The organism is Brevibacterium sp. FAM 24630, assembly GCF_049804075.1.
GTDB lineage: Bacteria > Actinomycetota > Actinomycetes > Actinomycetales > Brevibacteriaceae > Brevibacterium.
This window is the reverse complement of record NZ_JBNBZD010000004.1, coordinates 158,690-183,509: the sequence shown is the minus strand read 5'-3', so window position 1 is coordinate 183,509 and position 24,820 is coordinate 158,690. Positions and strand designations below refer to the sequence as shown.

23 protein-coding genes are annotated in these 24,820 nt (G+C 65.4%); 6 read left to right on the top strand and 17 right to left on the bottom strand.

Annotated features, from left to right (window positions below; translation table 11 throughout):
- Window positions 1–24 precede the first annotated feature (24 nt).
- Window positions 25–1,962: an acetate--CoA ligase gene (gene acs / locus ACPUD7_RS05135; protein WP_135537282.1), complete on the top strand. Its 1,938-nt coding sequence runs from the start codon at window positions 25–27 to the stop codon at window positions 1,960–1,962.
- 165 nt (window positions 1,963–2,127) lie between these two features.
- Entirely contained in the window at window positions 2,128–2,535 is a 408-nt protein-coding gene (locus ACPUD7_RS05130) for a phage holin family protein (RefSeq protein WP_135537283.1), read from the top strand.
- Between the two features lie 68 nt (window positions 2,536–2,603).
- On the opposite strand, the gene ACPUD7_RS05125 is transcribed toward ACPUD7_RS05130, so the two are convergent.
- Both ACPUD7_RS05125 and nth read right to left on the bottom strand, forming a co-directional pair.
- On the bottom strand, window positions 2,604–3,335 hold the full coding sequence (locus ACPUD7_RS05125; RefSeq protein WP_135537284.1) for an NUDIX hydrolase: 732 nt from the start codon (window positions 3,333–3,335) through the stop codon (window positions 2,604–2,606).
- Window positions 3,332–4,141 (bottom strand): endonuclease III, encoded by an 810-nt coding sequence (nth, locus tag ACPUD7_RS05120; RefSeq protein WP_425119332.1) that lies wholly within the window; start codon window positions 4,139–4,141, stop codon window positions 3,332–3,334. The genes ACPUD7_RS05125 and nth overlap by 4 nt, the downstream gene beginning before the upstream one ends.
- A gap of 244 nt (window positions 4,142–4,385) precedes the next feature.
- Between nth and ACPUD7_RS05115 the strand changes: the two genes are divergently transcribed.
- A complete protein-coding gene (locus tag ACPUD7_RS05115) occupies window positions 4,386–5,063 on the top strand; it encodes a Crp/Fnr family transcriptional regulator (protein WP_135537286.1) in 678 nt (225 codons plus the stop codon).
- 137 nt (window positions 5,064–5,200) lie between these two features.
- Here the strand turns inward: ACPUD7_RS05115 and ACPUD7_RS05110 are convergent, their stop codons facing one another.
- The 13 genes from ACPUD7_RS05110 to ACPUD7_RS05050 all read right to left on the bottom strand — a co-directional run bounded on the left by ACPUD7_RS05110 (window position 5,201) and on the right by ACPUD7_RS05050 (window position 21,414).
- On the bottom strand, window positions 5,201–5,968 hold the full coding sequence (locus ACPUD7_RS05110; RefSeq protein ID WP_135537287.1) for an MBL fold metallo-hydrolase: 768 nt from the start codon (window positions 5,966–5,968) through the stop codon (window positions 5,201–5,203).
- Window positions 5,965–6,942: a hypothetical protein gene (locus ACPUD7_RS05105; RefSeq protein WP_425119331.1), complete on the bottom strand. Its 978-nt coding sequence runs from the start codon at window positions 6,940–6,942 to the stop codon at window positions 5,965–5,967. The genes ACPUD7_RS05110 and ACPUD7_RS05105 overlap by 4 nt, the downstream gene beginning before the upstream one ends.
- A complete protein-coding gene (locus ACPUD7_RS05100) occupies window positions 6,932–7,405 on the bottom strand; it encodes a RidA family protein (protein ID WP_135537289.1) in 474 nt (157 codons plus the stop codon). The genes ACPUD7_RS05105 and ACPUD7_RS05100 overlap by 11 nt, the downstream gene beginning before the upstream one ends.
- Before the next feature lie 44 nt (window positions 7,406–7,449).
- A complete protein-coding gene (locus ACPUD7_RS05095) occupies window positions 7,450–7,605 on the bottom strand; it encodes a hypothetical protein (RefSeq protein ID WP_009883339.1) in 156 nt (51 codons plus the stop codon).
- A gap of 257 nt (window positions 7,606–7,862) precedes the next feature.
- A complete protein-coding gene (locus ACPUD7_RS05090) occupies window positions 7,863–10,184 on the bottom strand; it encodes a transglycosylase domain-containing protein (RefSeq protein ID WP_425119330.1) in 2,322 nt (773 codons plus the stop codon).
- A 55-nt stretch (window positions 10,185–10,239) separates the two neighbouring features.
- Complete coding sequence (locus tag ACPUD7_RS05085) at window positions 10,240–11,205, bottom strand: metallophosphoesterase (RefSeq protein WP_135537291.1); 966 nt, start codon at window positions 11,203–11,205, stop codon at window positions 10,240–10,242.
- An 85-nt stretch (window positions 11,206–11,290) separates the two neighbouring features.
- Window positions 11,291–12,199 (bottom strand): metal ABC transporter permease, encoded by a 909-nt coding sequence (locus ACPUD7_RS05080; RefSeq protein ID WP_425119329.1) that lies wholly within the window; start codon window positions 12,197–12,199, stop codon window positions 11,291–11,293.
- A complete protein-coding gene (locus ACPUD7_RS05075; RefSeq protein WP_425119328.1) occupies window positions 12,196–13,065 on the bottom strand; it encodes a metal ABC transporter ATP-binding protein in 870 nt (289 codons plus the stop codon). Before ACPUD7_RS05075 ends, ACPUD7_RS05080 begins: the two co-directional genes overlap by 4 nt.
- 2 nt (window positions 13,066–13,067) lie before the next feature.
- Entirely contained in the window at window positions 13,068–14,141 is a 1,074-nt protein-coding gene (locus ACPUD7_RS05070; RefSeq protein ID WP_425119327.1) for a metal ABC transporter solute-binding protein, Zn/Mn family, read from the bottom strand.
- A 519-nt stretch (window positions 14,142–14,660) separates the two neighbouring features.
- The gene (locus ACPUD7_RS05065) at window positions 14,661–15,713 is read right to left on the bottom strand and encodes an aspartate-semialdehyde dehydrogenase (RefSeq protein WP_425119326.1); all 1,053 of its coding nucleotides are present in this window, start codon (window positions 15,711–15,713) and stop codon (window positions 14,661–14,663) included.
- Window positions 15,710–17,035 (bottom strand): aspartate kinase, encoded by a 1,326-nt coding sequence (locus ACPUD7_RS05060; RefSeq protein WP_135537296.1) that lies wholly within the window; start codon window positions 17,033–17,035, stop codon window positions 15,710–15,712. The genes ACPUD7_RS05065 and ACPUD7_RS05060 overlap by 4 nt, the downstream gene beginning before the upstream one ends.
- A 348-nt stretch (window positions 17,036–17,383) precedes the next feature.
- Complete coding sequence (gene recR / locus ACPUD7_RS05055; RefSeq protein WP_135537297.1) at window positions 17,384–17,989, bottom strand: recombination mediator RecR; 606 nt, start codon at window positions 17,987–17,989, stop codon at window positions 17,384–17,386.
- Window positions 17,986–21,414, bottom strand: a complete 3,429-nt coding sequence (locus tag ACPUD7_RS05050) for a DNA polymerase III subunit gamma and tau (RefSeq protein WP_425119325.1) — start codon at window positions 21,412–21,414, stop codon at window positions 17,986–17,988. The genes recR and ACPUD7_RS05050 overlap by 4 nt, the downstream gene beginning before the upstream one ends.
- Window positions 21,415–21,507: 93 nt before the next feature.
- Here ACPUD7_RS05050 and ACPUD7_RS05045 point away from each other — a divergent pair, with 93 nt between their 5' ends.
- From ACPUD7_RS05045 to ACPUD7_RS05035, 3 genes are all read left to right on the top strand, one after another.
- Window positions 21,508–22,170 carry a DUF1707 SHOCT-like domain-containing protein gene (locus ACPUD7_RS05045; protein WP_135537299.1) on the top strand — a complete coding sequence of 221 codons (663 nt, stop codon included), beginning with the start codon at window positions 21,508–21,510 and terminating at the stop codon, window positions 22,168–22,170.
- Window positions 22,167–22,463 carry a hypothetical protein gene (locus ACPUD7_RS05040; RefSeq protein ID WP_425119324.1) on the top strand — a complete coding sequence of 99 codons (297 nt, stop codon included), beginning with the start codon at window positions 22,167–22,169 and terminating at the stop codon, window positions 22,461–22,463. Before ACPUD7_RS05045 ends, ACPUD7_RS05040 begins: the two co-directional genes overlap by 4 nt.
- Window positions 22,464–22,581: 118 nt before the next feature.
- Entirely contained in the window at window positions 22,582–23,610 is a 1,029-nt protein-coding gene (locus tag ACPUD7_RS05035) for a GNAT family N-acetyltransferase (protein ID WP_425119323.1), read from the top strand.
- A gap of 10 nt (window positions 23,611–23,620) precedes the next feature.
- Here ACPUD7_RS05035 and ACPUD7_RS05030 read toward each other — a convergent pair whose 3' ends face one another.
- Both ACPUD7_RS05030 and ACPUD7_RS05025 read right to left on the bottom strand, forming a co-directional pair.
- Complete coding sequence (locus tag ACPUD7_RS05030) at window positions 23,621–24,091, bottom strand: DUF4190 domain-containing protein (protein WP_425119322.1); 471 nt, start codon at window positions 24,089–24,091, stop codon at window positions 23,621–23,623.
- Window positions 24,092–24,220: 129 nt separating this feature from the next.
- Entirely contained in the window at window positions 24,221–24,811 is a 591-nt protein-coding gene (locus ACPUD7_RS05025) for a TIGR03085 family metal-binding protein (protein WP_425119321.1), read from the bottom strand.
- Between the last annotated feature and the right edge of the window lie 9 nt (window positions 24,812–24,820).

Sequence of the window (24,820 nt, the reverse complement as noted above, 5' to 3'; positions counted from 1 at the left end):
CCACCAAAGATGTCGGAGGGAAGAATGACCGAAACCACTGCCGAGCAGACCGAGACCTTTGCACCGCCTGAGCAGTTCGCGGCCAGTGCCAATGTCAAGGCCGACGAGTACGAACGTGCCGATGCCGACTACTTGAGCTTCTGGGCCGAACAGTCTCGTGAGCTCGTCGACTGGAACGCCGACTTCGGTGAGGTCCTCGACTGGACGAACCCGCCGTTCGCGAAATGGTTCGTCGGTGGCAAGCTCAACGTCGCCTACAACTGCCTCGACCGTCACGTCAACGCCGGCAACGGCGACCGTGTGGCCATCAACTTCGAAGGCGAACCGGGCGACTCCCGCTCCTACACCTACGCCGAACTCCTCGCCGAGGTGTCGAAGACGGCGAACACACTCACGGACCTGGGTGTGAAAGCGGGAGACCGGGTGGCCATCTACCTGCCGATGATCCCCGAAGCGATGATCTCGATGCTCGCCTGCGCCCGCCTCGGCGCGGCCCATTCGGTCGTCTTCGGCGGATTCTCCGCCGACGCTCTGCGCTCGCGCATCATCGACGCAGAGGCCCGCGTGGTCATCACCGCCGACGGCAGCTACCGCCGCGCCAAACCCACCAGCCTCAAGCCCGCCGTCGATGAGGCCCTGTCCGCCGGCGACACCCCTGTCGAGCATGTCCTCGTCGTCCAGCGCACCGGTCAGGACGTCGACATGGTCGACGGCCGGGACCAGTGGTGGCATGACACCGTCGGTCAGGCCAGCGACCAGCACGAATGCGAATTCTTCGACTCGGAGAACCCGCTGTTCATCCTCTACACCTCCGGCACGACCGGTCGGCCGAAGGGCATTCTCCACACCTCGGGCGGCTACCTCACCCAGGTGCTGTACTCGATGAAGGCCGTCTTCGATATCAAACCCGAGACCGATGTCTTCTGGTGCACCGCCGACGTCGGCTGGGTCACCGGGCACTCCTATGTCACCTACGGCCCACTGGCCGCGGGTGCCACCCAGATCGTCTACGAAGGCACCCCCGACACCCCGCATCAGGGCCGTTGGTGGGAGATCATCGAGAAGTACAAGGCCACGATCCTCTACGCCGCACCGACGGCTATCCGCACCTTCATGAAGTGGGGAGAGGACATCCCGGCGAAGTACGACCTGTCCAGCCTCCGCCTGCTCGGCAGCGTGGGCGAACCGATCAACCCCGAAGCCTGGCGCTGGTACCACCGTGTCATCGGTGCCGAGCGCTGCCCGATCGTCGACACCTGGTGGCAGACGGAGACCGGCGCACACATGATCGCTCCCCTGCCCGGAGTGCTCTCGACCAAGCCCGGCTCCTCCCAGCGCCCGATCCCTGGAATCTCCGTCGACGTCGTCGACGATTCGGGTGAGAACCCGGCCGGCCCCGAGGGCGGTCTCCTCGTCATCCGTCAGCCGTGGCCGGCGATGCTGCGCGGCATCTGGAAAGACCCGGAGCGCTTCAAGGAGACCTACTGGTCACGGTTCGAGGACACCTATTTCGCCGGGGACGGCGCCCGCCGCGACAAGGACGGCGACATCTGGTTCCTCGGCCGCGTCGACGATGTCATGAACGTCTCCGGGCACCGCTTGTCGACCGCGGAGATCGAATCCTCGCTCGTCGCTCATTCCAAGGTCGCCGAGGCGGCTGTCGTCGGCGCTGCGGACGACACCTCCGGTCAGGCCGTCGTCGCCTTCGTCATCGTCTCCAACGGCGTCGAGGATTCCGCTGAGACGGCCGAGGAGCTGCGCCAGCATGTGGGTAAGGACATCGGCCCGATTGCGAAGCCGAAGAAGGTCCACATCGTCACCGACCTGCCGAAGACCCGGTCGGGAAAGATCATGCGCCGTCTGCTCAAGGACGTCGCAGAGAACCGGGAGGTCGGCAACACGATGACGCTCGCCGATGCCTCGGTGATGGATGGCATCGAGAAGTCGGTGGCGAACTCCTGAGACATTCAGGGCAGACCCGCCGGTGACAGCGGACGTTCTCGAGGAACGTTCCGGCCTGGATCCGGCGGGTTTTCCTCGGATTCTCGCCGATTCGCCTTTGGCCGCAGGGCGCCTTCAGACTACTCTTAAGTTAGATTGTCCTCGTTCTCGATATAGGAGCTCCCCATGGCCGAACGGTCGATCAGCGAACTGATCAAAGGCATCAGCGACGACTCCAAAGCAGTCGCCGAGGAAGAGATCGCTCTGGCCAAGGCCGAAGCCACTGCCGGGGCGAAGAACCTGGGCATCGGCGCCGGCCTGGCCATCGTCGCCCTGTTCTTCCTCTTCCTGTCCTCCTTCATGGTGATCTTCGCCGGTGCGGCTGCGTTCCATGAGGGACTCGGCTGGCCGTGGTGGGGAAGCTTCCTCATCGTCTTCGGCATCCTCGCCGTTCTCGCGATCGTCCTCGTCCTCGTCGCCCTCCCTCTGCTGAAGAAGGGCAATCCGGTGCCGGGCACCGCGATCGGCTCGGCCAAATCGCTCATCGCTTCGGTCAAGCGCGCACTGAAGAACCCCTCGGGCCCCCGGTACTGACACCACTCCATCACTGAAACACTGAGGCGGCGCTGGACTTGAAGTCCAGCGCCGTCTCTGTCTCTGTTTCAGAAATCGATGCCGATGGGCGCTTGCTTGTCCCAGTCCCCGGCCCAGCCGAGGTGGTCAAGCGCGAAATCGAGGATGCCGGCAGTGAAGCCCCACACCTTGAGCACACCGACATCGAAGGCCGGAGTCGAGATCTTGAGGTCGGGACGGGTGAAAGTGCCGCGGTTGGCAGGAGCGACGAGATCAGCGATGGACACACGGTAGACGGAATAGGATTCGCGTTCGTCCATCACCTGCACCGCACCCGGCCGCCGCCAGTAGCCGATGACCGGGGTGACCTCGAACTTCGAGACGGGAATGTAGAGGGGGTCCATCTGTCCGAGGACCTCCACGGTGGTCGGGGCGATCCCTGCTTCCTCCTCAGCCTCACGCAGGGCGGCCGCGGCCATGGAATCGTCCTCCGGGTCACGTCCACCTCCCGGGAAGGCCACCTGCCCCGGATGATGGCGCAGGGTCGCGGCCCGCTGCAGGAGCACGATGTCGACATCATCGACCCCGAATTCGGCCAGGCGCGCGGTCTCGGCCTCACCCGCCTCGGTGCGGGGTGCTCCCCCGCGGCCGAAGAGCATAAGCACGGCGGCATCTCTGACCTGGCCCGCCTGCGAGCTCTTCTGCCTGCGCAGCCACAGAGGGGAACCGTGGGAGGTCGCGAGATCTTCGAGCTGACCGCGCAGCGCCCCGTCGGCGATGGTCGCGGACTCCGGCGGCAGGTCCGGGATGCCGGTGCTCACTGGTCGTCCTCGGAAGCGTCGGCAGTGGTCCGGGCTGTCGTTGCCGGGGCGGTCGCCTCGGCGACGGTGGCTTCCGGGGCCATTTCGAATCTGAGCATGGCGCGGGCCTTGTCGGGGTCGAGTTCGCCGATTCCGAAGGAAGGACACAGGGCCGCCAGCGGACAGGCCCCGCAGGCGGGCTTGCGGGAGTGGCAGATGCGGCGGCCGTGGAAGATCACCCGGTGGGACAGAAGGGTGAGGTCCTTCTTCGGGAACAGGGCGGCGATCTCATGTTCGGCCTTGACCGGGTCGGTCTCCTCGGTCCATCCGAAGCGGCGGGCGAGCCGACCCATGTGGGTGTCGACGGTCAGGCCGGGGGTGTCGAAGGCGTTGCCGAGGACGACGTTCGCGGTCTTGCGGCCGACCCCGGCGAGTTCGACGAGCTTGCTGAGCTTGTTCGGCACCACCCCGTCGTATTCGTCGACGAGTTCGTTCGCGAGTCTGACGATGTTGCGGGCCTTGGCGCGATAGAAGCCGGTGGAGCGGATGTGCTCCTCGACCTCGATGAGATTCGCGACGGCCAGCGAATGGGCGTCGGGGAAGGCGGCGAACAGACCCGGGGTGACCGCGTTGACGCGGATGTCGGTGGTCTGCGCGGACAGGACGGTGGCGATGAGCAGCTGGAACGGGGTCTCGAAGTCGAGTTCGCATTGTGCGTTCGGATACACCTCGGCGAGGATCCGATGGATCTTCCGGGCTCGGCGGGTCCGCCCCAGCGGGGTCTCCTTCGCGAACTTCCGCGCGCTCTTCTCTGCCACCGTCAACACGGCTCACCATCCTAATCCGTACCCAGGAATTCCGCAGTTGCCCCGCTCACATCCGTGGCTCGGGCCGACCGGGCGAATCGGGTGGGGCGGGCGGACGGGTTGTGGGAATGGCTTCAGCGTCTCAGGCGTTGGAGGCCGGTGGGACGGGTTTTCATTTTGGTGGGCCCTACTCCCGCGTCTTTGCTGGTATCGATGCAGATGACCAGGTAGATTTGTGTGTGATTATCACGACAAGGAGGAACCAGTGGATATTGAAGTGGTGCGGGGCGCGACGCTCTTCGCAGGTCTGGACGATGAAGCCACCAGTGCATTGATGAAGTTCATGAACCCGCGGAGTCTCCGTCGGGGCACCGTGCTCTTCCATGAGGGCGATGCCGGTGACGAGCTCTACATCGTCTCCTCGGGCAAGCTCAAGATCGGCCGTGAATCCTCCGATGGCCGTGAGAATCTGCTGTCCGTGGTCGGCCCCGGCGAACTCATCGGCGAGCTCAGCCTCTTCGATCCGGGCCCACGGTCCACTTCCGTCACCGCTGTCTCCCAGTCGGAGCTGCTCAGCCTCAAGCACGAGGACCTGACCACCTGGCTCAACGAGCGTCCGCAGGCCGCGATGAACCTGCTCAAGGCTTTGGCTCAGCGTCTGCGTCGGACGAATGAGACCGTCGGCGACCTCGTGTTCTCCGATGTGCCCGGTCGTGTCGCCAAGGCGCTGCTCGACCTCGCCGCCCGCTTCTCGAAGCCGGCTCCCGACGGTGTGCTCGTCGCCCACGACCTCACCCAGGAGGAGCTCGCACAGCTCGTCGGTGCCTCTCGTGAGACCGTCAACAAGGCCCTGGCCGACTTCGCCGCCCGCGGTTTCATCCGCCTCGAGGCTCGCTCCGTCGTCATCCTCGACATGGACCGGATGCGCAACCGCGCCCGCTGACCCTCTCAGCGGCCCGAGCGCCGAGCACGACGAAACGCCCCGACCGGTCGGTTGGGGCGTTTCGTCGTGTACGGGGCGTATCGCCGCGCTCGGGGCGCGTGCTGTGCGGGTGCGGCGAGCAGGTCCCGCCTGTGCTCTCAGGCGTCGTCGGCGGCGGGCAGAGCGTCGAGGTAGGCCAGTTGGGCCTTGACGATCTGTTCGGCTGCGGGACGCACGCTGACGTCGACGTCGTGGTAGACGATGTCGCACACCTCGGAAGCAGTGGTGGCACCGCGTGCGAGGGCGGCTTCGACCTGCTCGATGCGTTCGCGTCGGTGGGAGCGGTAGTAGTCGATGACCTCGGCGGGATTATCGATGCGCGGGCCGTGCGCGGGTTCGATGATCGCGTACTCCCCCGCGTCGAGCAGCGCCCTGAGACGGTCGAGGGACGCGAGATAGTCGCGGAGGGACCCCTCGGGATGAGTGACGATCGTCGTCCCCTCCCCGAGGATCGTGTCGCCGCTGTACAGCGTCCCCGCATGGATGAGGCTGATGCTGTCGCTCGTGTGGCCGGGGGTGGCCACGACGCGCAGAACGTCGGCGGCGGTGTCGCCGAAGGGGATCTCGTCGCCGTCGGACAGCGGATCCGTGTGTCGGGCGAAGCGGCCGAGCACGGCATAGACGGGCACTTCGGGGGCCCACTGTTCGATGCTTCCCAGCATCTCCGAATGGTCGGCGTGCTGGTGGGTGAGGACGATGGCGCGCAGATCACGATCAGCCACCTCGGCGAGGAAGGCCCCCCGGTGCTCTGCCAGCTCCGGGCCGGGATCGATGATCACTGCGGAGCCGTCGTCCTGGCTGGTGAGCACGTAGGTGTTCGTCCCGCTCAGGGTCATCGGGCCTGGATTGTTCGCACGGATTCTCATGAGTCCTCGTCTTCGTCGTCTGTACTGTCGTCACCGTCGTCATCGCTGCTGAATGTCAGGAAGCCGGGATTGTGGTCGTTGTCGATCTCGCCCACGGCGATCGCCCGATCACGCAGCGAACCCTTGCTGTGCGGATCCTTCCCGGTCTGGATAACGACCTTCCATTCGCCGTCGTCGTTGATGATCTCCGGCCGCAGCGGGTGGGCGTTGCGGATCTGGGCCATGGCCGCACCCACGCTCGCAACCTCGGCAAAACTCCCGACGATGAGATGGGTGGCGGCACCGATGCTGTCGGGATCGCCGCCGACCTCGGCGAGGATCTGGCCCGGGCGTTTCCATCCGCCGGAGGTCTCGTTCGGTGACAGGAAGTCGACCTCTTGGCCGAAAGGCACGGTGGCGATGAAGAACGTGGTGTCGAAGCGGTGCAACTGGGTGGGAGTGTTGATCCAGCGCAGCCATGGCTTGCACAGATCCGGGCGCAGACGCAGGTCGCGGTCGCGCAGGACCTGGGACCACGAGACCTCGTTGGAGAACAGCCGAGATCGGGTAGAGCGCCAGTCCGTCTGCGGGGCGGCCACGATCTCCCGGTCGATGTCTTCGGCGAGCAGGATTCCGGTGGCAGCGAAAGTGATGCGGGCGGCCGCGGAGAAATGGTGGAGAGCACGAGATTTGTTCTCGATGCTCAGTGCCCGGGCACAGCGGGCCGAGTTCCATCCGGCCAGGGGCAGTTTGCGCACATCACCGGGGCGCAGACTGCTGGAGGGAAACGCCCACCGGTTGCGGTCCTCGACCCCGCGGGCGTCGAGCTGCCGGGTGATGAAGAGTTCCAGACCTTCCGAGGCGTCCCGGATGAGCACGATCGCCGAGGTGGGTCGGGGCGCCTCGGGGACGGGCCACCGTCCGTCGGACTGCCAGTGGTCGAGCAGCCACCGCAATTCCGACGAGACGGCAAGGGTGCGTCCGCTAAGCGGCATCGCCTGCGACCTCGACGACGACCTCGACCTCGACGGGCGTGCCCAGAGGAAGTGTGTTCACGCCGACGGCGCTGCGAGCGTGCTGTCCGCGATCGCCGAAGATCTCTCCGTAGAGTTCGGACACGCCGTTGATGACAGCCGGCTGCTGGGTGAAATCGTCGGCAGAGTTGACGAAGCCGGTGACCTTGACGACGCGCACGACCTTGTCGAGGTCACCGATGACACCGGCGATCGCTGCCAGAGCGTTGAGCCCGGCGGTGCGGGCCAACTGGTAACCGGTGTCGACGTCGACGTCGGTGCCCAGGTGGCCTGTCGCCGGCAGTTTGCCGTCGACGACGGGCAGCTGGCCGGAGGTGTAGACATAGTTTCCGGTGCGCAGGGCGGGGACGTAGACGCCGGCGGGTACGGCGATCTCGGGCAGTTCGAGGCCCAGTTCGGCGATGCGGTCAAGGGTTTGGGACATGGTTCCTCTTTCGACGTGGGGTGCGGAAGCCTGACGGGTTCAGATCATTCCTTCGGACGCTTGAGGTAGGCGACGAGTCCGTTGTTGTCCGGTCCCGGAACGACCTGGACGAGCTCGTAGCCGTCTTCGCCCCACTGATCGAGGATCTGCTTCGTCGCATGGACGATGAGCGGCACGGTGACGTATTCCCACTTGGTCATGATTCTCCTCGGTGACGGGTGCGTCGGCGGTCTGATTCTGCCGGCTCTGTCCCGGCTCGGTCGACGACGCGGTTGTGTTCCCCAGACTAACCCAGTCCGTCTCAGCTGAGCACCTCAGCCGAGGGGCGGACACTCCTCCGATCGAACACGCCTGAGGGCGGGGAGGATGATCTCATCCTCCCCGCCCTCAGACATCGTGTGAACGGATCTCAGCCGGCTTTTGACGGGCTGCCGCGGCTCGACTCGGTTGCGCTGGCTCAGTTGCCGCCGAGGCCGGGAGCTTCGTCCTCGTCCCCACCGTCGCCGCCGTTGTCTCCGCCGCCGGTGCCGCCACCGCCGCCGTTGTTGCTGCCTCCGCCGCCGTTGTTGCTGCCTCCGCCGCCGTTGCCGCCGCTGCGGTTCGGGCCGGTCGAGGACCCGCCTCCACCGCCGGAGCCGCCACCGGAGAAGTACTTGCTGCTGGGCTTCGGGAAGCCGGTGTTGCCCTTGGTCTCTCGCGCTGCCTGGCTCATATAGGCCTGCCAGGTCTTACCGGAGAGCGTGGCACCGTAGATCTGGCCACGGACCGCACCGGCACCGTTGGTTCTCCAGTCCCGCGTTCCATTGGGATCACCGGTCCAGACCGCGGTCGCCAGGGTCTTGGTGAATCCGAGCAGCCAGGTGTGGCCGACTTCGAAGTTCGTCGTACCGGTCTTGGCACCGGCAGGAACGCCGATCTTCAGCGAGCTCGTCGTACCGCCGTTGAAGGTCTGGGTCAGGGCGTAGGCGACGCCCTTGGCCACTTCCTTATCGAGCACGCGCTTACAGCCTTCACCCGGAACGTCGAGCTTCTTGCCCTTGCGGTCCTTGATCTCGGTGATCGGCTTCGGTCCGCAGAACTCACCTTCATTCGCGAAGGTTGCGTAGGCCGCGGCCATAGCGATCGGAGTGGTCTCCGTCGTACCGAGGATCGATGAAGGTGACAGCGCCTGGATGAAGCCGGACTTGTTTTCATAGTCCAGCGACTCGCCGCTGCCGTAGCGGATGCCCAGATCCATAGCCGTATCCATGATCTTGCACATGTTCAGCTGGTTGCCGATTGCGGCATAGCCGGTGTTGACCGAATGCTTCGTGGCGTCGAGCACCGTCATCGACCCGTTGCCCTTACCGTCACCGGCGTTGTTCGGGTCCCAGTCTCCGGCCATACTCGGGCAGCCGTCGTACTTCCACGAACTGGCCGGGAAGTTCCGTTTCGTCGCGTTCACGGTCGCGTTGAGACTCTTGCCCGACTTCAGCCAGGTTGTCAGCACGAAGGGCTTCCAGGTCGAACCGACTTGGAAACCGCCGCCTCCGCCGTGCCTCTTGTCGACCGTGTAGTTGATCGAGGTCTTCTTGTACCTATCCTTCTTCTTGACGTCGCCAACCGTGTACTCACGATTCTCGGCCATGGCGATGACCTCACCGGTGCCCGGCTCGATCGTCACCAGAGCGTGACCGGCGCCGGAGGGATCGCCGACGGGGACGCGCTTCTTGACCTCTTTGTCCGCGATCTTCTGGATGTCCGGCTTGAGGCTGGTCTTGATCGTCAGACCACCGCGTTGGAGGAACGCGATGCGCTCCTCGACGGTTTTTCCGAATGTCTCGTCGTTCTTGATGACATTCTCGACATAGTCGCAGAAGAACTGCGCATTGCTCTTCGCCGACGAACAGCCGTTCGGGGTCTCATGCAGATCGAGATCAAGGTCGGTCTTGACCGCCTTGTCGTATTCCTTCTGGGTGATGTGCTTGTACTTGAGCATCTGCCCGAGCACCGTATTGCGGCGCTTGAGCACCTGGTCGGGGAACCGCTGCGGGTTGAACGCCAAGGGGTTCTGCACGATTCCTGCCAGCATCGCCGACTGCTGGATGTTGAGATCCTTGGCGTGGATTCCCCAGTATCGATAAGCGGCAGCTTCGACGCCGTAGACGTTCGGGGAACCCGAATAGTTGTTGATGTTCATGTAGCGGTTGAGAATCTCCTTCTTGTCGTACTTCTTCTCAACCGCGACAGCGAGCTTGGCCTCGCGCAGCTTACGCGCGTATCCGGCAGTGCCGTCAGATTCCTTCGCTGCTGCCACACCTTCGGAGTCCTCCTCGGCGTGGGCATTCTCTGCGAGCACGTTCTTCACATACTGCTGGGTCAGGGTCGATCCGCCCTGAGTCGTCGAGGACACCATATTGTGCACCGCTGCACGGGCGATGCCCTCGATGTCGACGCCGCCGTGCTCGAAGTACCGGTAGTCTTCGACCGCGATCGTCGCGTTCCGCATGTCTTCTGAAATCTTGTCGAGGGGCACCTCTTGGCGGTTCTGCCAATAGAACTCCGCGATCTCGGAACCGTCGGAGGCAAGCATCGTCGACTTCTCGCCGAGGTCCTTGATCTCCAGGGTGGCCGGAAGAGAATCGAAGATCTCGACCGCACTGTTCGCACTGGCTGTGGCTACGCCGACTCCGGGGATGGCAAGACCGGCGGCGACGATGCCGGCGACCGCGCTGACGGCCACGAACTGCATGAACGCGCCCATTTTGGTCGGAGTGGGATTTGACTCAGGAGACACCATGCGAACCAGTTTAACGAATAGGCCTTGTGCAAATCTTCAGAAACCGCTGAATGGGTCAGGCCTTCGCGACGAGTTCGAGGACGCTGACTTCCGGCCGACAGGCGAAACGCACTGGTGAGTAGGGTGAGAACCCGAGACCGGCCGAGATCGCCACGCGGCTTTCCCGGTAGGCGAAAACGCCTCTCGCGCGTGTCCGGTCGAGATCGCAGTTCGTCACGGGCGCGCCCCAGAAGGGCACGCGGATCTGTCCGCCATGGGTGTGCCCGGCCATGATGAGATCCGCCCCGGCCGTGGCGAACGCCTCCAAGGTCCGCGAATACGGGGCATGGGTGACACCCACCTTGAGTCCGGCGGCGGAGTCGAAGCGCGGAAAGTCGAGGGTCCCCTCGCCCGGCTCTCCCCCACTCCAGCTGATTCGGTCACGATCGATATGGGCATCGCCGAGTCCGCGGAAGTCGATGCGGGTGCCCTTGATCGTCAGGGACGCCTCGGCGTTGTCGAGGAAATGCCAACCGCTCCCCACCGCGGAGCCGCTGCCATCTGGGTCGGCAACCGGGCTGCCGGCCGTGCCTTCGAATCCTCGGATGAGGGCCTTGACGTCGAGGTCGGGTTCGACCCGGTGTTTGACTTCCGATGGTGAGCGCAGATACTTCGCAGGATTCTTCGCCTGTGGGGAGAAGAAGTCGTTGGAACCGAGCACGAACACGCCGGGAACGTCGAGGAGTCCGGAGAAGACATCGAGGACGGTCGGGACGATGTCGGCTGAGAGGTTGTCACCGGTGTTGACCACCAGGTCGGGTTCGAGGCGGGTGAGCGCCTTGACCCAGGAAGCGCGATGCTTCTGCCAGGGGGCCAGGTGCAGGTCGGCGACGTGGAGGACCCGGATGGTCTCCGCCCCGGCGGGCAGGAGCGGCAGGGTGTGGTGACGGATCGCGAAGAGGTGCGGTTCGATGGCCGCACCCCAGATGCCGGCGGCCGTGGGAGCGGCGAGAGCACCGGCGAGGAGAGCACGCTTCTTCATTTCCCCAACTCTATCCGCTCCCCGAACCACCTGACGGCGGCCCAGCAACCTCGCGCGAAGTTGCTGGGCCGCCGTCAGGTGGCAATTAGGGGGTGGTGACGGGAGTGTTGTGCTCCTTCGCGGCCCGCGCGGCGCGGCGACGGTGCAGGGCTTTCATCCGCCGGCCTCCGGCGAGGCGGCAGATGATGTAGATGAGAAACGAGATCGTCGTGACGAAGGGACTGATCGGCACGACCGGTGAGCCCAGAGCGATGAGGATGCCGCCGACCGAGGCCGTGACGGCGAAGATCACACTGAGCACCGGCACCCACACCGGCGAGGCCGAGAGCTGTGTAGCGGCGGCGGCCGGGGTGATGAGCAGCGCGAGCACGAGGAGGACTCCGACGACCTGCACGCTCAGTGCCACCGCCAGCCCGAGTGTGAGCATGAAGACGATGGTGAGCACCGAGACCGGAACTCCCTTGGCTCGGGCCACCTGCGGGTCGAGGCTGGAGAACATGAGCGGACGCCACACGATCGCCAACACCACGAGCACCCCGAGGGCACAGATGATGAGGGTGAGGATCTGGCCCGGAGTGATCGCGACGATCTGCCCGGTCAGCAACCCGAACTTGCTCGCCGCTCGCCCGTCGTAGAGAGCGAGGAAGAGGATCGCCAGCCCCAGGCCGAAGGGCATGAGGACACCGATGATGGCGTTCTTCTCCGAATCCTTGGCCCCACCGATGCCGATGATGAGTGCCGCGAGGATTGATCCGACTATCGAGCCGACCACGACGTCGAAGCCGATGAGCAGGGCGAAGGCAGCTCCGGCGAAGGAGAGCTCGGAGACTCCGTGGACGGCGAAGGGAATGTCCCGCGCCATGACGAAGACGCTGATGAGTCCGCCGACGACGCCGAGCAGCGCGGCGGCGATGAGCGAGTTGGACAGGAGGGCGACGAGTTCGCCGTAGTCCTCGAAGGTGAAGAGGTTGGCGAAGATCTCGGAGACGCTCATCGGTTCACCACCGTCCCGTCGATGTCGAAGGAGTCATCGGGCAGATCGTGGTGGTCGACGCATTCCTCTTCCCCGCCGACGACGACGAGGCGACCGCCGACCCTGACCACGTCGACCGGGGACCCGTAGAGGCGGGACAGGGATTCGGTGGTCATCACTTCCTCGGGGGTGCCGACGAGGAAATGCCCGCCGACGATGTAGAGCACCCGATCGACATAGGGCAGGATCGGGTTGATCTCGTGGGTGACGAAGACGACCGCGGCCTCCCGTCGGACCCGCTGTTCGTTGAGCAGCGACGCGACGACCTTCTGATGGTGCATGTCCAGGGACAGCAGCGGTTCGTCGCACAGCAGCACGGATGGGTCATTGGCCAGGGACTGCGCCACCCGCAGTCGCTGCAGCTCACCTCCGGAGACGGTGCCCGCGGGCGCATCCGCATAGTCGGTGGCGCCGACGGCGGCGAGGAGTTCGTCGACCTTCTTCCGCCGACCCCGGGAGAACAGGCTCATCCCCCACCGATGGCCGTCGATGCCCATTCGGACCAGGTCCCGGCCGCGCATCGGTGTGTGCGGGTCGATTCCGCGCTGTTGGGGAATGTAGCCGATGGCCGGATTCCCCGAATGCACCGCGGCCCCAGCCACCTCGGCGGTGCCCGACGACAGGGAGTTCTGTCCCAGCAGCACCTTGAGCAGGGAGGTCTTGCCGGTGCCGTTGGGTCCGAGGACGGCGATGAACTCCCCCGGCGCGACGTCGAGGTCGAGGTCGTGCCACAGCACGCGCGGGCCGAACCGCAGTTCGGCATCGCGCAGTCGAATCACCGGCTCCCGAGGTATTGAGGGTGCGGAAGCGTCGGATTCTTTGGCCATAGTCAGTGCTTGTGTCCTTCGAGTGCTGTCGAGATTTCGGTGATGTAGTCGCCCATCCAGTCCGCGTAGTGCTCACCTTCCGGCATGGTCTCGCCGAGGTCGATGATCGGAACATCGGACTTCTCGGCCGTGGCCTTGAGCGCTTCCGCCTGCGGACCGGCCGCTTGAGTATTGTATCCAAGCAGCACGGCTTCCCCGTCGGAGATCTGCTTCTGCGCGGCTTTGAGCACCAGCGGCGGCACATCATTGCCCTCTTCGACGGCGGCGAGGAACTCCTCGGAGGTGACGTTCTCCAGCCCCATGTCGGCAAAGAGCCACAGCGGCACAGGCTCGGTCGCCGCGACCTTCTCCCCGCCGTGGTCCTTCTTCACCGCATCGATGTCGGTCTGCAGCTCGTCGAGTTCGGACTTGTAGTCCTTCGCGTTCGCTGTGAACTCGTCCTTGTGGTCGGGCAGTTCCTCGCCGAGGTGGGTCGCCACTTCGTCGACGAGTTTCGTCATCGTCGGCACCGAGTACCAGAGATGTTCGTTGAACGATCCGTGATCGTGGTCGTGGCCCTCATGATCTTCGCTTTCCTCGGAGTGGTCGTGGCCCTCTTCCGAGTGTTCGTCATCGTCGTGGGTGTGTCCGCCGCCGTGGGCCTCTTCGTCCTCCTCGCCCTCACCATGGTCGTGGTCGTGCGGCTCATTGCCGAGACCTTCGGAGCCGGGCAGACCGGAGATCGCCACGGTGTCGATGGTCGTGACTTCAGTGCCCGAAGCTTCGAGCATCGTGGTCATGAACGCATCGTAGCCGCCGCCGTTCTCGACGACGAGGTCGGCCTTCGAGAGTTTGAGGCGGTCCTGGGTGGTCGCCTCGTAGGAGTGCGGGTCCTGGTTCGGATCGTCGATGATCGGGCTGACGTCGGCGAAGTCGCCGGCGACCTGAGAGACGATGTCGGCGTAGACGTTCGTCGAGGTCACTACGCGCAATTGGCTCGAGTCCGAGTCGGAGGAGCCTCCCCCGCAGCCGCTGAGGACCAACGCCGTGGAGGCCGCGATGGCTCCGGTGGTGAGAACGATGCGGGAAGCTGGCATGAGGGGCCTTTCTGAGGCGGTGGTGTGTTTGCGACATCGTCGACGATACTCAGATGAAGGGTCGGCCACTAATATAAATATTTATATATAGCAACGCATTTATGCGTCACCCGTCGCCAGGGAGATGTCTCGTCCGCACCTGCCCTCTTCTGTCTCTCAAGCAGCGCGAAGCTCGACTCCAGTAGCGCAAATCCCAGCTCAAGTAGCGCGAAGCTCGAAGCAACCAGCGCGAAATCCGGCTCAAGTAGCGCGAAGCCCGAAAAGCGCGCCGCTGGCGGAACGTTTTTCGCGTTTCGCGCTACCTGAGCGACCAGACTCCTCTCTCGCGAGACGCAGAACCGCCCGAGAGTCTCCTCCCGGGCGGTTCATCGTTCGGCGACCGGCTTCTTCAGCCTCCACCGGCCAGCAACCGGCTTCTTCGGCCCTCAGCGGTCAGTTGACGGTTGCCTTCAGCCTTCAGCAGTCCGCTGCCGGCCTCTTCGGCCTCCACCGGTCAGTTGCCGGTTGTCACAGTGCCGGTCAGGCGGCCTTCGCTTCGAGCTTGGCGGCCAGCAGCGCAGCGATCTGCACCGTGTTCAGCGCCGCGCCCTTGCGCAGGTTGTCGTTGGCGACGAAGAGGACGAGCCCCTTGCCGGCCGGAGCCGACTGGTCGGCGCGGATGCGACCGACGAAGCTCACGTTCTGTCCGGCAGCCTTGAGCGGCGTCGGCACGTCGTCGAGGGCAACGCCGGGAGCCTGGCTGAGGATCTCCGACGCCTGTTCGGGGCTGATCTCGGAGTCGAACTCGGCGTGGATGCTCAGGCTGTGTCCGGTGAACACCGGCACGCGCACGCAGGTGCCGGCAACAAGAAGCTCGGGCAGGCCGAGGATCTTCCGGCTTTCGTTGCGCAGCTTCTTCTCCTCGTCCGTCTCGTTCTGACCGTCGTCGACGACCGCTCCGGCCATCGGCAGGACGTTGAACGCGATCGGTTCGACGTAGTTGTCCGGTTCCGGCAGGGTCACCGCGGTGCCGTCGGTGGTGAGCTTGCGGGCATCGGAGATGCCGGCTTCGAGCTGCCCGGCGAGCTCCTCGACTCCCGACAGTCCCGAACCGGACACCGCCTGGTACGTGGACACGATGAGACGGGACAGACCGGCCTTCGCGTGGAGAGCCTTGAGCACGGGCATCGCGGCCATGGTCGTGCAGTTCGGGTTCGCGATGATGCCCTTGGGCAGCTCATCGAGGGCCTCGGGGTTGACCTCGCTGACGACCAGCGGGACCTCCGGGTCCGAACGCCAGGCCGAGGAATTGTCGACGACGGTGACGCCGGCGGCGGCGAAACGTTCGGCCTGTGCCCGGGAGGTGGCCCCACCCGCGGAGAACAGGGCGATGTCGAGTCCGCTCGGGTCCGCCTCGGCGGCATCCTCGACGGTGATCGGCTGACCCTTGAAGTCGATGGTCTTCCCAGCCGAACGGGCCGAGGCGAACAGCCTCAGGGTCCCGATCTCGAATCCGGGATCGTCGGCCAGAAGGTCGAGCATGACGCCTCCGACCTGGCCGGTGGCTCCGACTACTCCAACATCCACACTCATCGTCCGGTACCTCCGTACACCACGGCTTCGTTGTCTTCGCTGTTGAGTCCGTAGGCGGCGTGGGCGGCACGGACCGCGTCGTCGAGCAGATCTGCTCGGGTGACGACGCTGATGCGGATCTCCGAGGTGGAGATCATGTCGATATTGACCTGGGCTTCACTGAGTGCCTCGAACAGGGTCGCGGTCACACCCGGGTGGGACCGCATTCCGGCACCGACGACGGAGAGCTTGCCGATCTGGTCGTCGTAGCGAACCTGGTCGAAGCCGATCTCGGCCTTCACCGCGTCGAGGGCTTCGAGTGCCTTCGCACCGTCGGCCATGGGCAGGGTGAAGGAGATGTCCGTCTTGCCCGGTTCGCGGGTGGAGATGTTCTGGACGATCATGTCGATATTGGCTTCTTGCTTCGCCAAGGTCTTGAAGATCTCGGCGGCCTTGCCTGGGACGTCGGGAACACCGACGATCGTGACTTTGGCTTCCGAGCGATCATGGGCGACGCCGGAGATGATTGCCTGTTCCATGGTGGACTCCGTTTCTGATTCCGCTGCCGGGGTCGAGGAACCCCGTCCCTGTCGGAAGGCTTCGGGGATGGGTGAATCGGTCACCCAGGTACCTTGGTTGCGAGAGAATGAGGACCGCACGTGCACAGGCACGTTGTAGCGGCGGGCGTATTCGACGCAGCGGAGCATGAGGACCTTGGCGCCTGAGGCGGCCATCTCCATCATCTCCTCGTAGCCGATCTCATCGATCTTGCGCGCCGAGGGCACGATCCGCGGGTCGGCGGTGAAGACACCATCGACATCGGTGTAGATCTCACACACATCGGCATCGAGGGACGCGGCCAACGCCACAGCCGTGGTGTCGGAGCCGCCGCGGCCGAGCGTGGTGATGTTCTTCGCGGTCTGACTGACTCCCTGGAACCCCGCGACGATGGCAACGTATCCCTCGTCGAGGGAGGACCGGATCCGGCCGGGGGTGACATCGATGATGCGGGCCTTGCCGAACTGCTCATCGGTGATGACTCCGGCCTGGGAGCCGGTGAAGGATTGGGCTTCGAAGCCGAGATTGGCGATCGCCATGGCCAGGACCGCCATCGAGATGCGCTCACCGGCGGTCAGCAGCATATCGAGTTCGCGGGCGGGTGGCATGGGGGAAACCTGTTGGGCTAAGTCGATGAGATCATCGGTACTGTCACCCATGGCCGACACCACAACTACTACTTCGTGGCCGGCTTGACGGTACTCGACAATTCGTTTGGCCACCCGCTTGACCGATTCCGCATCGGCTACCGAGGACCCACCGAACTTCTGGACGACTATGCTCACTGCAGTATCTTCCTTATCGCTGATAAGTTCCGTGCCAGGCGATCGATTCCATGGTTCCACGCATGGAGGTCTCGTGCTTCATCGATCAGGATTTCAGCCGTGTCGGGCTCCCGGCACCTCGACCATTGTATGAGGTAGGTCATTGCGGTTCACCTTCGCCCGCCATTCAGACACCGCCTGACCGGGCCCGACACCGCTCGTCTCCACCCCGTCCGATCACCGTGTACATGGGCGAAGCGAGGGGTGGCCACCGACCGTTCAGTCCCCGTTCAGAAATTGTTATACAAGGGGGTCCGAAAGGGGCGATCCGGGCAGGGCGACGACGGTCCGGATCCGTCGCCGAGGTGGTCAGTCGATTTCGCGGCGGCCGGAGAATGCCCGACCCAGGGTGACTTCGTCGGCGTATTCGAGGTCGCCGCCCACGGGCAGGCCCGAGGCCAGCCGGGTCACGGTCACGCCGAGGCTGCCGAGCAGGCGCACGAGGTAGGTGGCGGTGGCTTCGCCTTCGAGGTTCGGGTCGGTGGCGATGACGGTCTCGGTGACCTCGCCGTCCTGCAGCCGGGTCATGAGTTCCTTGATCCGCAGATTGTCCGGGCCGACCCCGGCCATCGGGTCGATCGCCCCGCCGAGGACGTGGTAGAGACCCCGGTATTCCCGGGTCCGTTCGATGGCGACGACGTCCTTGGGCTCTTCGACCACACAGACCATCGACCGGTCACGACGCGGATCCTGACAGACCGTGCATTCGGCTTCTTCGGACACGTTTCCGCAGATCTCGCAGAACCGCACCCGCTTCTTGACGTCGGTGAGGGCCTGCGCGAGCGCGTTGACGTCCTGCGCATCCGTCTGGAGGATGTGGAAGGCGAGTCGCTGCGCTGATTTCGGCCCGATGCCAGGAAGCTTGCCGAACTCTTCGACCAGATCCTGGAGGGCACCTTCGTAGACAGCGCTCATACTTCTCTTTCGTCAATGATTTCGCCACCGAGGACACGCGCGATCACGTCGACCCCCATCTGGGGTGCCTCGGAGACGTCGAGATCCGTTTCCGGATCATACTCGTCCTCATCCGATCCCGGATTCTGCGGGTACGGGTTGGCCACCGGCGCCGAGGCGCTGCCCTGCCCGCCGTAGCCACCGCCGTTGGTCGGGGTGTCGGAACCGAAACCGGATCCGCCCGGCGAGGAGGTGTTGACCCCATGCTTCTCTGCCAGTGCGGCGAAGCGGGATTTGAATGGCTTCGCCTCGTTCCCCCGGGCCGTCGGCGGGGTCTGAACGGGAGGTGCCGGCGGGGTGTCCGGTGCCGAGGATCCTCCCCCGAAACCGCTGGGGGCCGCGGTGACGTCCGGATAGTCGAGATCATCGTCCGGCGGTGGGACGACAACGGCTCCGACGTCGACGGCTCCGCTGCCTGCACTGGTGGAGTCGACATCCGTGGGACCGTCATCAAACGGCGCGGAGGTCGGCCCGTCATGCCAGTTCGGTTCATCCCACCGCGGTTCGACGTACTCCATCGGCGAGTTCTCATCAGTGGGCGATGACTCCTGTGCACTCGACGAAGGCGGCGGTGTGCCGAACGACGATGCCTGACCATGGGAATCATGCGTGTGCTCGACTGACGAGGGCGCATGCGTCGAAGCGGACAAGCTGTCGCCGCCCGCCGGTTCGGGTGCTTCGTCGGTCGATGCCCCGAAGAAGTCATCATCGGAGAGGTCGGGGACGACGATCTCACGGTCGTCGGATCCGAGTCCGGGGTCATTCGTACCGACATTCGGTTCGACCGGGCCCGCCGGTTCGGGCGCAGTCTCCGATTGAGTTGCAGTCTCCGGTTGGGTTGTAGCCTCTGGTCGGGTTGCAGCCTCTGATTCGGGCGCAGCCTCCGGTTGGGGCGCAGTCTCCGGATCGGCGACATCCCCGGACGGGGCGGGCTCGTCGCGTCGTGCGGAATCGTCTGTCACCGGTCCGGCCGGTTCGGCTTCCGTGGTGTGCCCGTAGCCGGGGCGGCTGTCTTCAGAGTTCGGTTCGCTGGGTCGCCCCGGCTGGTCTCCCTCCTCGTCATCGGAGGACCAGGGGCCCTGGGTCGGGCCGCTCGGTTCCCAGAACTTCTCATGGTCGACCTGCGGTTTGTCGACTTCACGGGTGCCGACGACTGCGGCAACTTCCTGCGGGCTGGGGCGGCGCTGAGTCGGAGCGGGTCCGTAGCTGCCTCCGCCAGTGCTCATCGGTGGCGCCGAGGATCCCTTGCCCTGAGGGCTGCCTCCCGAGGCGTTGCCGCCGATGCGGCCGACCTCTCCAATGTCGATGCGCGCCTGGATGCCGAGCACATCATTGATGGCCGCGGCCAGTTTCGACGCATGATCGCGCTGCTGGAAGCCCTGCACCGAACCAGGGTTGTTGAAGCCGAGGTAGACGGTCCCGTCGGAGAACGACTGCGGGATCGCATTGGCGGCGATGATCGCTCGGGTCAGTCGACTGCGTTTCTCCACCGCCGCGAGGATGCTCGGCCATGCCCGACGGATGGCTTCGATCTCTCCGCCGATATCGCCGCGGCCGGCCACCGAGGTGGCTTCCGGAGCCGACTGTTCGCGCGCAGTCTCGGGCGCAGCCTGCTCCCGCACCGACTCATGCGTGTTCCGCTGCGATGCGTTCGGCTGCGGTGCGTTCGGCTGCTGCGCCGTCGGAGCGGATTGATCCTGGGGGCCGGGTCCGGCCTGCCCCACGTCGGGTTCGGCCTCCTGCGAGTTCGGGCCCGGCTGCTGGTTGCCCGGCTCCTGGGCCGGTGTCGGCTCAGGTTCCGGCGAGCTCGGACCCGGTTCTGCGGCGTCCGGCTCCGCAGGTGCCGTTGGCTGAGACTGTTCTGCCGGCCTCTCAGACGCTGTCGGTGGAGACTGTTCTGCCGGCTGAGGCTCTTCTGGTCGCTGAGGCGGCTCAGCGGGTGCGTTGAGCATCGATTCGGCGGCGACGGCCATGGCCGCGATGTCGTCGAAATCGTCATGAGCGGCAGATCGGGGCTGTCCCGCTGACGCGTTCTGCGTCGGCGCTTCGTTGCCTCGTCCGTCCGTTCCACCCGGTGCCTGACCCTGTGCCTGCCCCTGGCCGGGCACCGGTCCCTGCCCCTGGCCGGGCACAGGTCCCTGCCCGGGCCCCGCCGCCTGTCCGGGGACCTGCCCCTGTTCAGAAGTCTGCGCAGGCGGCACGTTCGCGGCGACGCCGGTGGCGGACATGCCGATGCGACGCTCCATCCGTTCGACCCGGCTGAGCACGGCATCGCGGCTTCGGCCGGAGCCTGGCAGCAGGATGCGCGCACACATGAGTTCGAGCTGCAGCCTCGGCGAGGTCGCTCCCGACATCTCAGTCAGTCCCACATTGAGCAGGTCTGCGGCACGTGAGAGTTCGCCCTGGCCGAAGCCGTTGGCCTGCAGGGTCAACCGCTCCAAACGGTCCGGCGGCACCTCGGGCAGGAAAGCATGGGCCGCTTCGGGGGCGGCGTTGATGACGATGAGGTCACGGAAGCGCTCAAGGAGGTCCTCGACGAACCGTCTGGGGTCCTGACCGGATTCGATGACGCGTTCCACAGCCCGGTAGACCCCGGCACCGTCACCGGCGGAGAACGCATCGACGATGTCGGACAGCAGTGAGTCCGGGGTGTAGCCGAGCAGAGCCACGGCCCGCCCGTAGTCGACTCCGTCCGGCCCGGAGCCGGCGATGAGCTGGTCGAGCACGGACAGGGTGTCGCGCACGGATCCGCCGCCGGCACGCACGACCAGCGGCAGCACGCCCTTGGCGACATTCACATCCTCGCGAGCACACAGATCCTCGAGGTAATTGCCCAGGGCCTCGGGCGGCACCAGTCGGAAGGGATAGTGGTGGGTCCGCGACCGGATCGTGCCGATGACCTTCTCCGGCTCGGTCGTGGCGAAGACGAACTTGATGTGCGGCGGCGGCTCTTCGACGATCTTGAGCAGAGCGTTGAAGCCCTGCGAGGTGACCATGTGCGCCTCATCGAGGATGAACACCTTGTAACGATCCCGCGCGGGCGCATAGATCGCGCGCTCACGCAGATCACGGGCGTCATCGACACCGTTGTGGCTGGCCGCGTCGATCTCGACGACGTCGAGCGAACCCGGTCCCCCGTTCGCCAGATCCCGACAGCTCGGGCACTCCCCGCAGGGCACCGGCGTCGGTCCCTGCTCGCAGTTGAGGCACCGGGCCAGGATCCGCGCCGAGGTGGTCTTTCCGCACCCGCGCGGTCCGGAGAACAGATAGGCATGGTTGATGCGGCCACGTTCGATGGCGGCCTTCAGCGGATCGGTCACATGCTCTTGACCGATGACCTCGTCGAAGGTCTCTGGGCGGTATCTTCTGTACAGTGCGGTGGACACGTCCCCTAGCCTAATGCCAACGGCTGACACGAGATAAGGCACGCTCTCACCCCGCCTTTGTCGCCCGCCGTGCGATCAGGCACGATAGAGATCATGACCCGCCCCAACCCCGGTTCCGACGAGAACGACCCCGCGAAGACCTTCCGCATCGGCCACAGGGAACGTGACGAAGCGATCGAGATTCTGCGCGAGGCGGCCGGGGACGGACGGATCACGGTCGACGAACTCGACGAACGGATGGAGAAGGTCCAGTCCGCGAAATTCCCGGTCGACCTCGACGAAGTCCTGTCCGATCTCATCACGGAACTGCCGTCCGATCGCTTCCGCCCCACCTCGGCAGTCTCACCGATCGACAACCGCGCGCTGGCCCTCCAAGGTCGGGACCGGTTAGATCCGCTCATCATTCGGGCCGGCTGGGAGTCCGAGGTCCGCCGCGCCAATTGGGCCGTTCCGCCATTCATCCGCTTGGAACCGGCGATGTCGAACATCGAACTCAACTTCCTCGAAGTCGAGACCGCCTTAGAGACCATCGACGTCGAAATCATCGCGGGCCTGGGATCGGTCACCGTTGTCATCCCCGACGACTGGGCCGTCAACGTCGACGCACTGTCGAAGACCTGGGGCAGCGTGAAATCCGTGGTCAACGCGGTCCCGACCGGCCGCCGTCCCCTCGTGCGGATGAGCGGATCGGTGGGAATGGGCTCGTTCAAGGCCCGCTTCGCGAACTACTTCGACCGGCGACGAATGGCCAAGTGATGGAACCCGGACTCGGTGCGGTCATCTTCCTCACCTTCTGCATCATCGCCGTCTTCAGCCTCGGCGCGTTCCTCATCTACCGGGTGATGACCAAACCCGGCGCGCACATCGGCTCCCGACTGCCCGAATACGACCCCGACAGCGCCGAGGATCCCGACGCCGAGGCTGCCCCCACCGAGCCGTCCCCTCGGGACTCCCCCGCCGGCCGGGATCTCCTCGACGGCCCGGACGACCCCGACAGCCCGGATGACCGCGAGGATCGGAACGGCCCTCGCGGACCCGACCGTCGATGAGAACACCGCGTCCCTGACACCGCATCGCGTCCCTGACATCGCGCAGCCGGTGTGAACACAGGATCTGCGACGGCCCGGCATCCTTGAAAACCCGGGCCGCCCGTGATCGACTCTTGCCATGACCGAGATTCGGATCACACGCATCGACTCCGCCGATGAGGACGGCCTGCTCGCCTGGAACGAGCTCATGCGCGTCGCCTACACCTCAGATCGCACGGCCGCGTGGTGGCGCAGCCCCGAGACGACGCTGAGCCAGTTCGCCACGCCGCGCACCGACAAGGAGGACTTCGCGCTCATCGCCCACCTCGGCGACGAGGCCGTCGGCGGTGCCGAGATCAACGTCACCGCCGATTCCCCGGCCGAGGTCGAACTCGGTGTCCTGCCGGCCTGCCGCCGACGCGGCTGCGGTACGGCCCTCGCCGAGGCGGTCGAACAGATCCTGGCCGACCGCGACCGCCCCTCGGTGATCGTCCAGACCGAAACCTACTGCCCCGAAGGCGTCGCATTCGCCGAGTCCCGAGACATGCGCATCGGCAATGAGGAGCACCGGCTGCTGCTCGACCTGCCCGCCTATCTGCAGGCCGATGCCGATCGGTACAAGGACTCCGGTGCCGCCACGACCGTTCCCGTGATCAAGGAGGACCCGGACTTCTCGGTCACTTCGTGGATCGGCGGCTGCCCGGAAGAGGTCCTCGCCTCCTGGACGCGGCTGCGGGAGCAGATGGACGAAGACGTCCCGGTCGGCGACCTCACCCGCACCGTCAGCCATGCCAGCACCGCCGCCATCCGCAGCCACGAGGAGCGGATGGAAGAGCAGGGCTGGACCCTGGTCGGTTCGATGGCGCATGTCGGCGACCTCGCCGTCGGCTATACGGAGATCATGGTCTCGGCCCATGACCCGCAGATCGTCATCCAGGAGGACACGCTCGTCGACCGCGCCTATCGGAATCGGGGCATCGGACGGGCCCTCAAGATCGCGAACCTCCGCCAACTGCCCGCTGTGGAGGCGACGGCCTCCGCGCGGTGGGTGCAGACGTACACGGCGACGAACAACGATCCGATGCTCGCGCTCAACCGGGACCTCGGCTTCACCGTCGCCGATACGATGACGGCGCTCGAGGGTCGGGTCGACCGCAACAGGGCATGACCCGTTCCCGTCAGCCGGCCAGCAGTGAGGCGAGTCCGCCGACGAGGCCGAAGGAGATGCCGAGCACCCAACCGAGGACGAGGAGTCCGAGGAAGACGATGCCGAGGATGAAGCCCCATTTGCCCATCTCGTTGTCTGCCCGACCGGCGTCCTGAGAACGCTTGCGTGCCATGTGGCCGGTGATGATGCCGATGACGGGGCCGAGGAAGTTGAAGCCGAGGAAGGTCGACAGAGTCGCGACGAGTGAGACGATGCCGAGCACCTTGCCCGGGTCCTCCTCGGTGCGCGGATCGGTGCGCGAAGCATAGGCCATCGGGGGCTGGCCCGGGTAGGTCTGGGGAGCGCCCGGGTAGGTCTGGGACACGCCGGACGGGTTCTGCTGGGAATAGGGCGGCAGTTCCTGTCCTGCGTGTGCAGCGTCCAACTGTCCCGAGTGGGGGTCGTCGTGCTGTCCGGGCAGTGGGGTGGGGGCGGCGTTCATGACGTCTGGTCTCCTTCCGAAAGACTGTTGAGACCAGCTTAGGAAGAACACGGTGGCCGCCGATATGGACCAATCCCCCGCCTCGGCGAAGGAAATCCCGACACTCAGCGCAGGTCGCCGCCGCGCACTTCAGCGCACATCGACGAGGGCCTGGTCTTTTCGCCCCATGAGGTAGAGGAGCAGCTCGAGCGGCGCCCCGGTGATCGTGGAACCGTCCCCCGCCTGCTTCTTCCCAGCGGTGCGAGACCCGAAGCCCGGTGCCGTGATCGTCACGGGGCCCTCGGCTTTGGCAGCGAAGGGCAGGAGCGCGACCCTCGTCTGCGCCCAGACGGTCGCGGTCTCTGCACGGGAGAGCTGTCGCGGCATCCATTCGATGGCGGCACGGCGGATGTCTTCGTGGTGGACGAGGAATTCGGTCGTGTTCATCACGGGCTCGACTCCGGGCAAGGCGCCCGGAGTCCACTTCGGTGGGGCCGCGACGAGGCCGAGCAGCTGGGCGAAGGGCGTCTGCGCGTAGTCGGCCTCCTTCGCCTCTCTCCGATCGTCGAATCTCGATAGGAAGATGCCCAGCGCCGCGGACGGGTGGCGTTCGCGGATGACGAGGTGGGTGGCAAGATCCCTGACGGTCCACCCCTCACACAGAGTGGGCGCATCCTCACCCGCACGGCGGGCGGAGTCGACGAGACGCAGGCGTTCGGCGCGGGCCAGATTTTCTCTCATGTCCGCCAG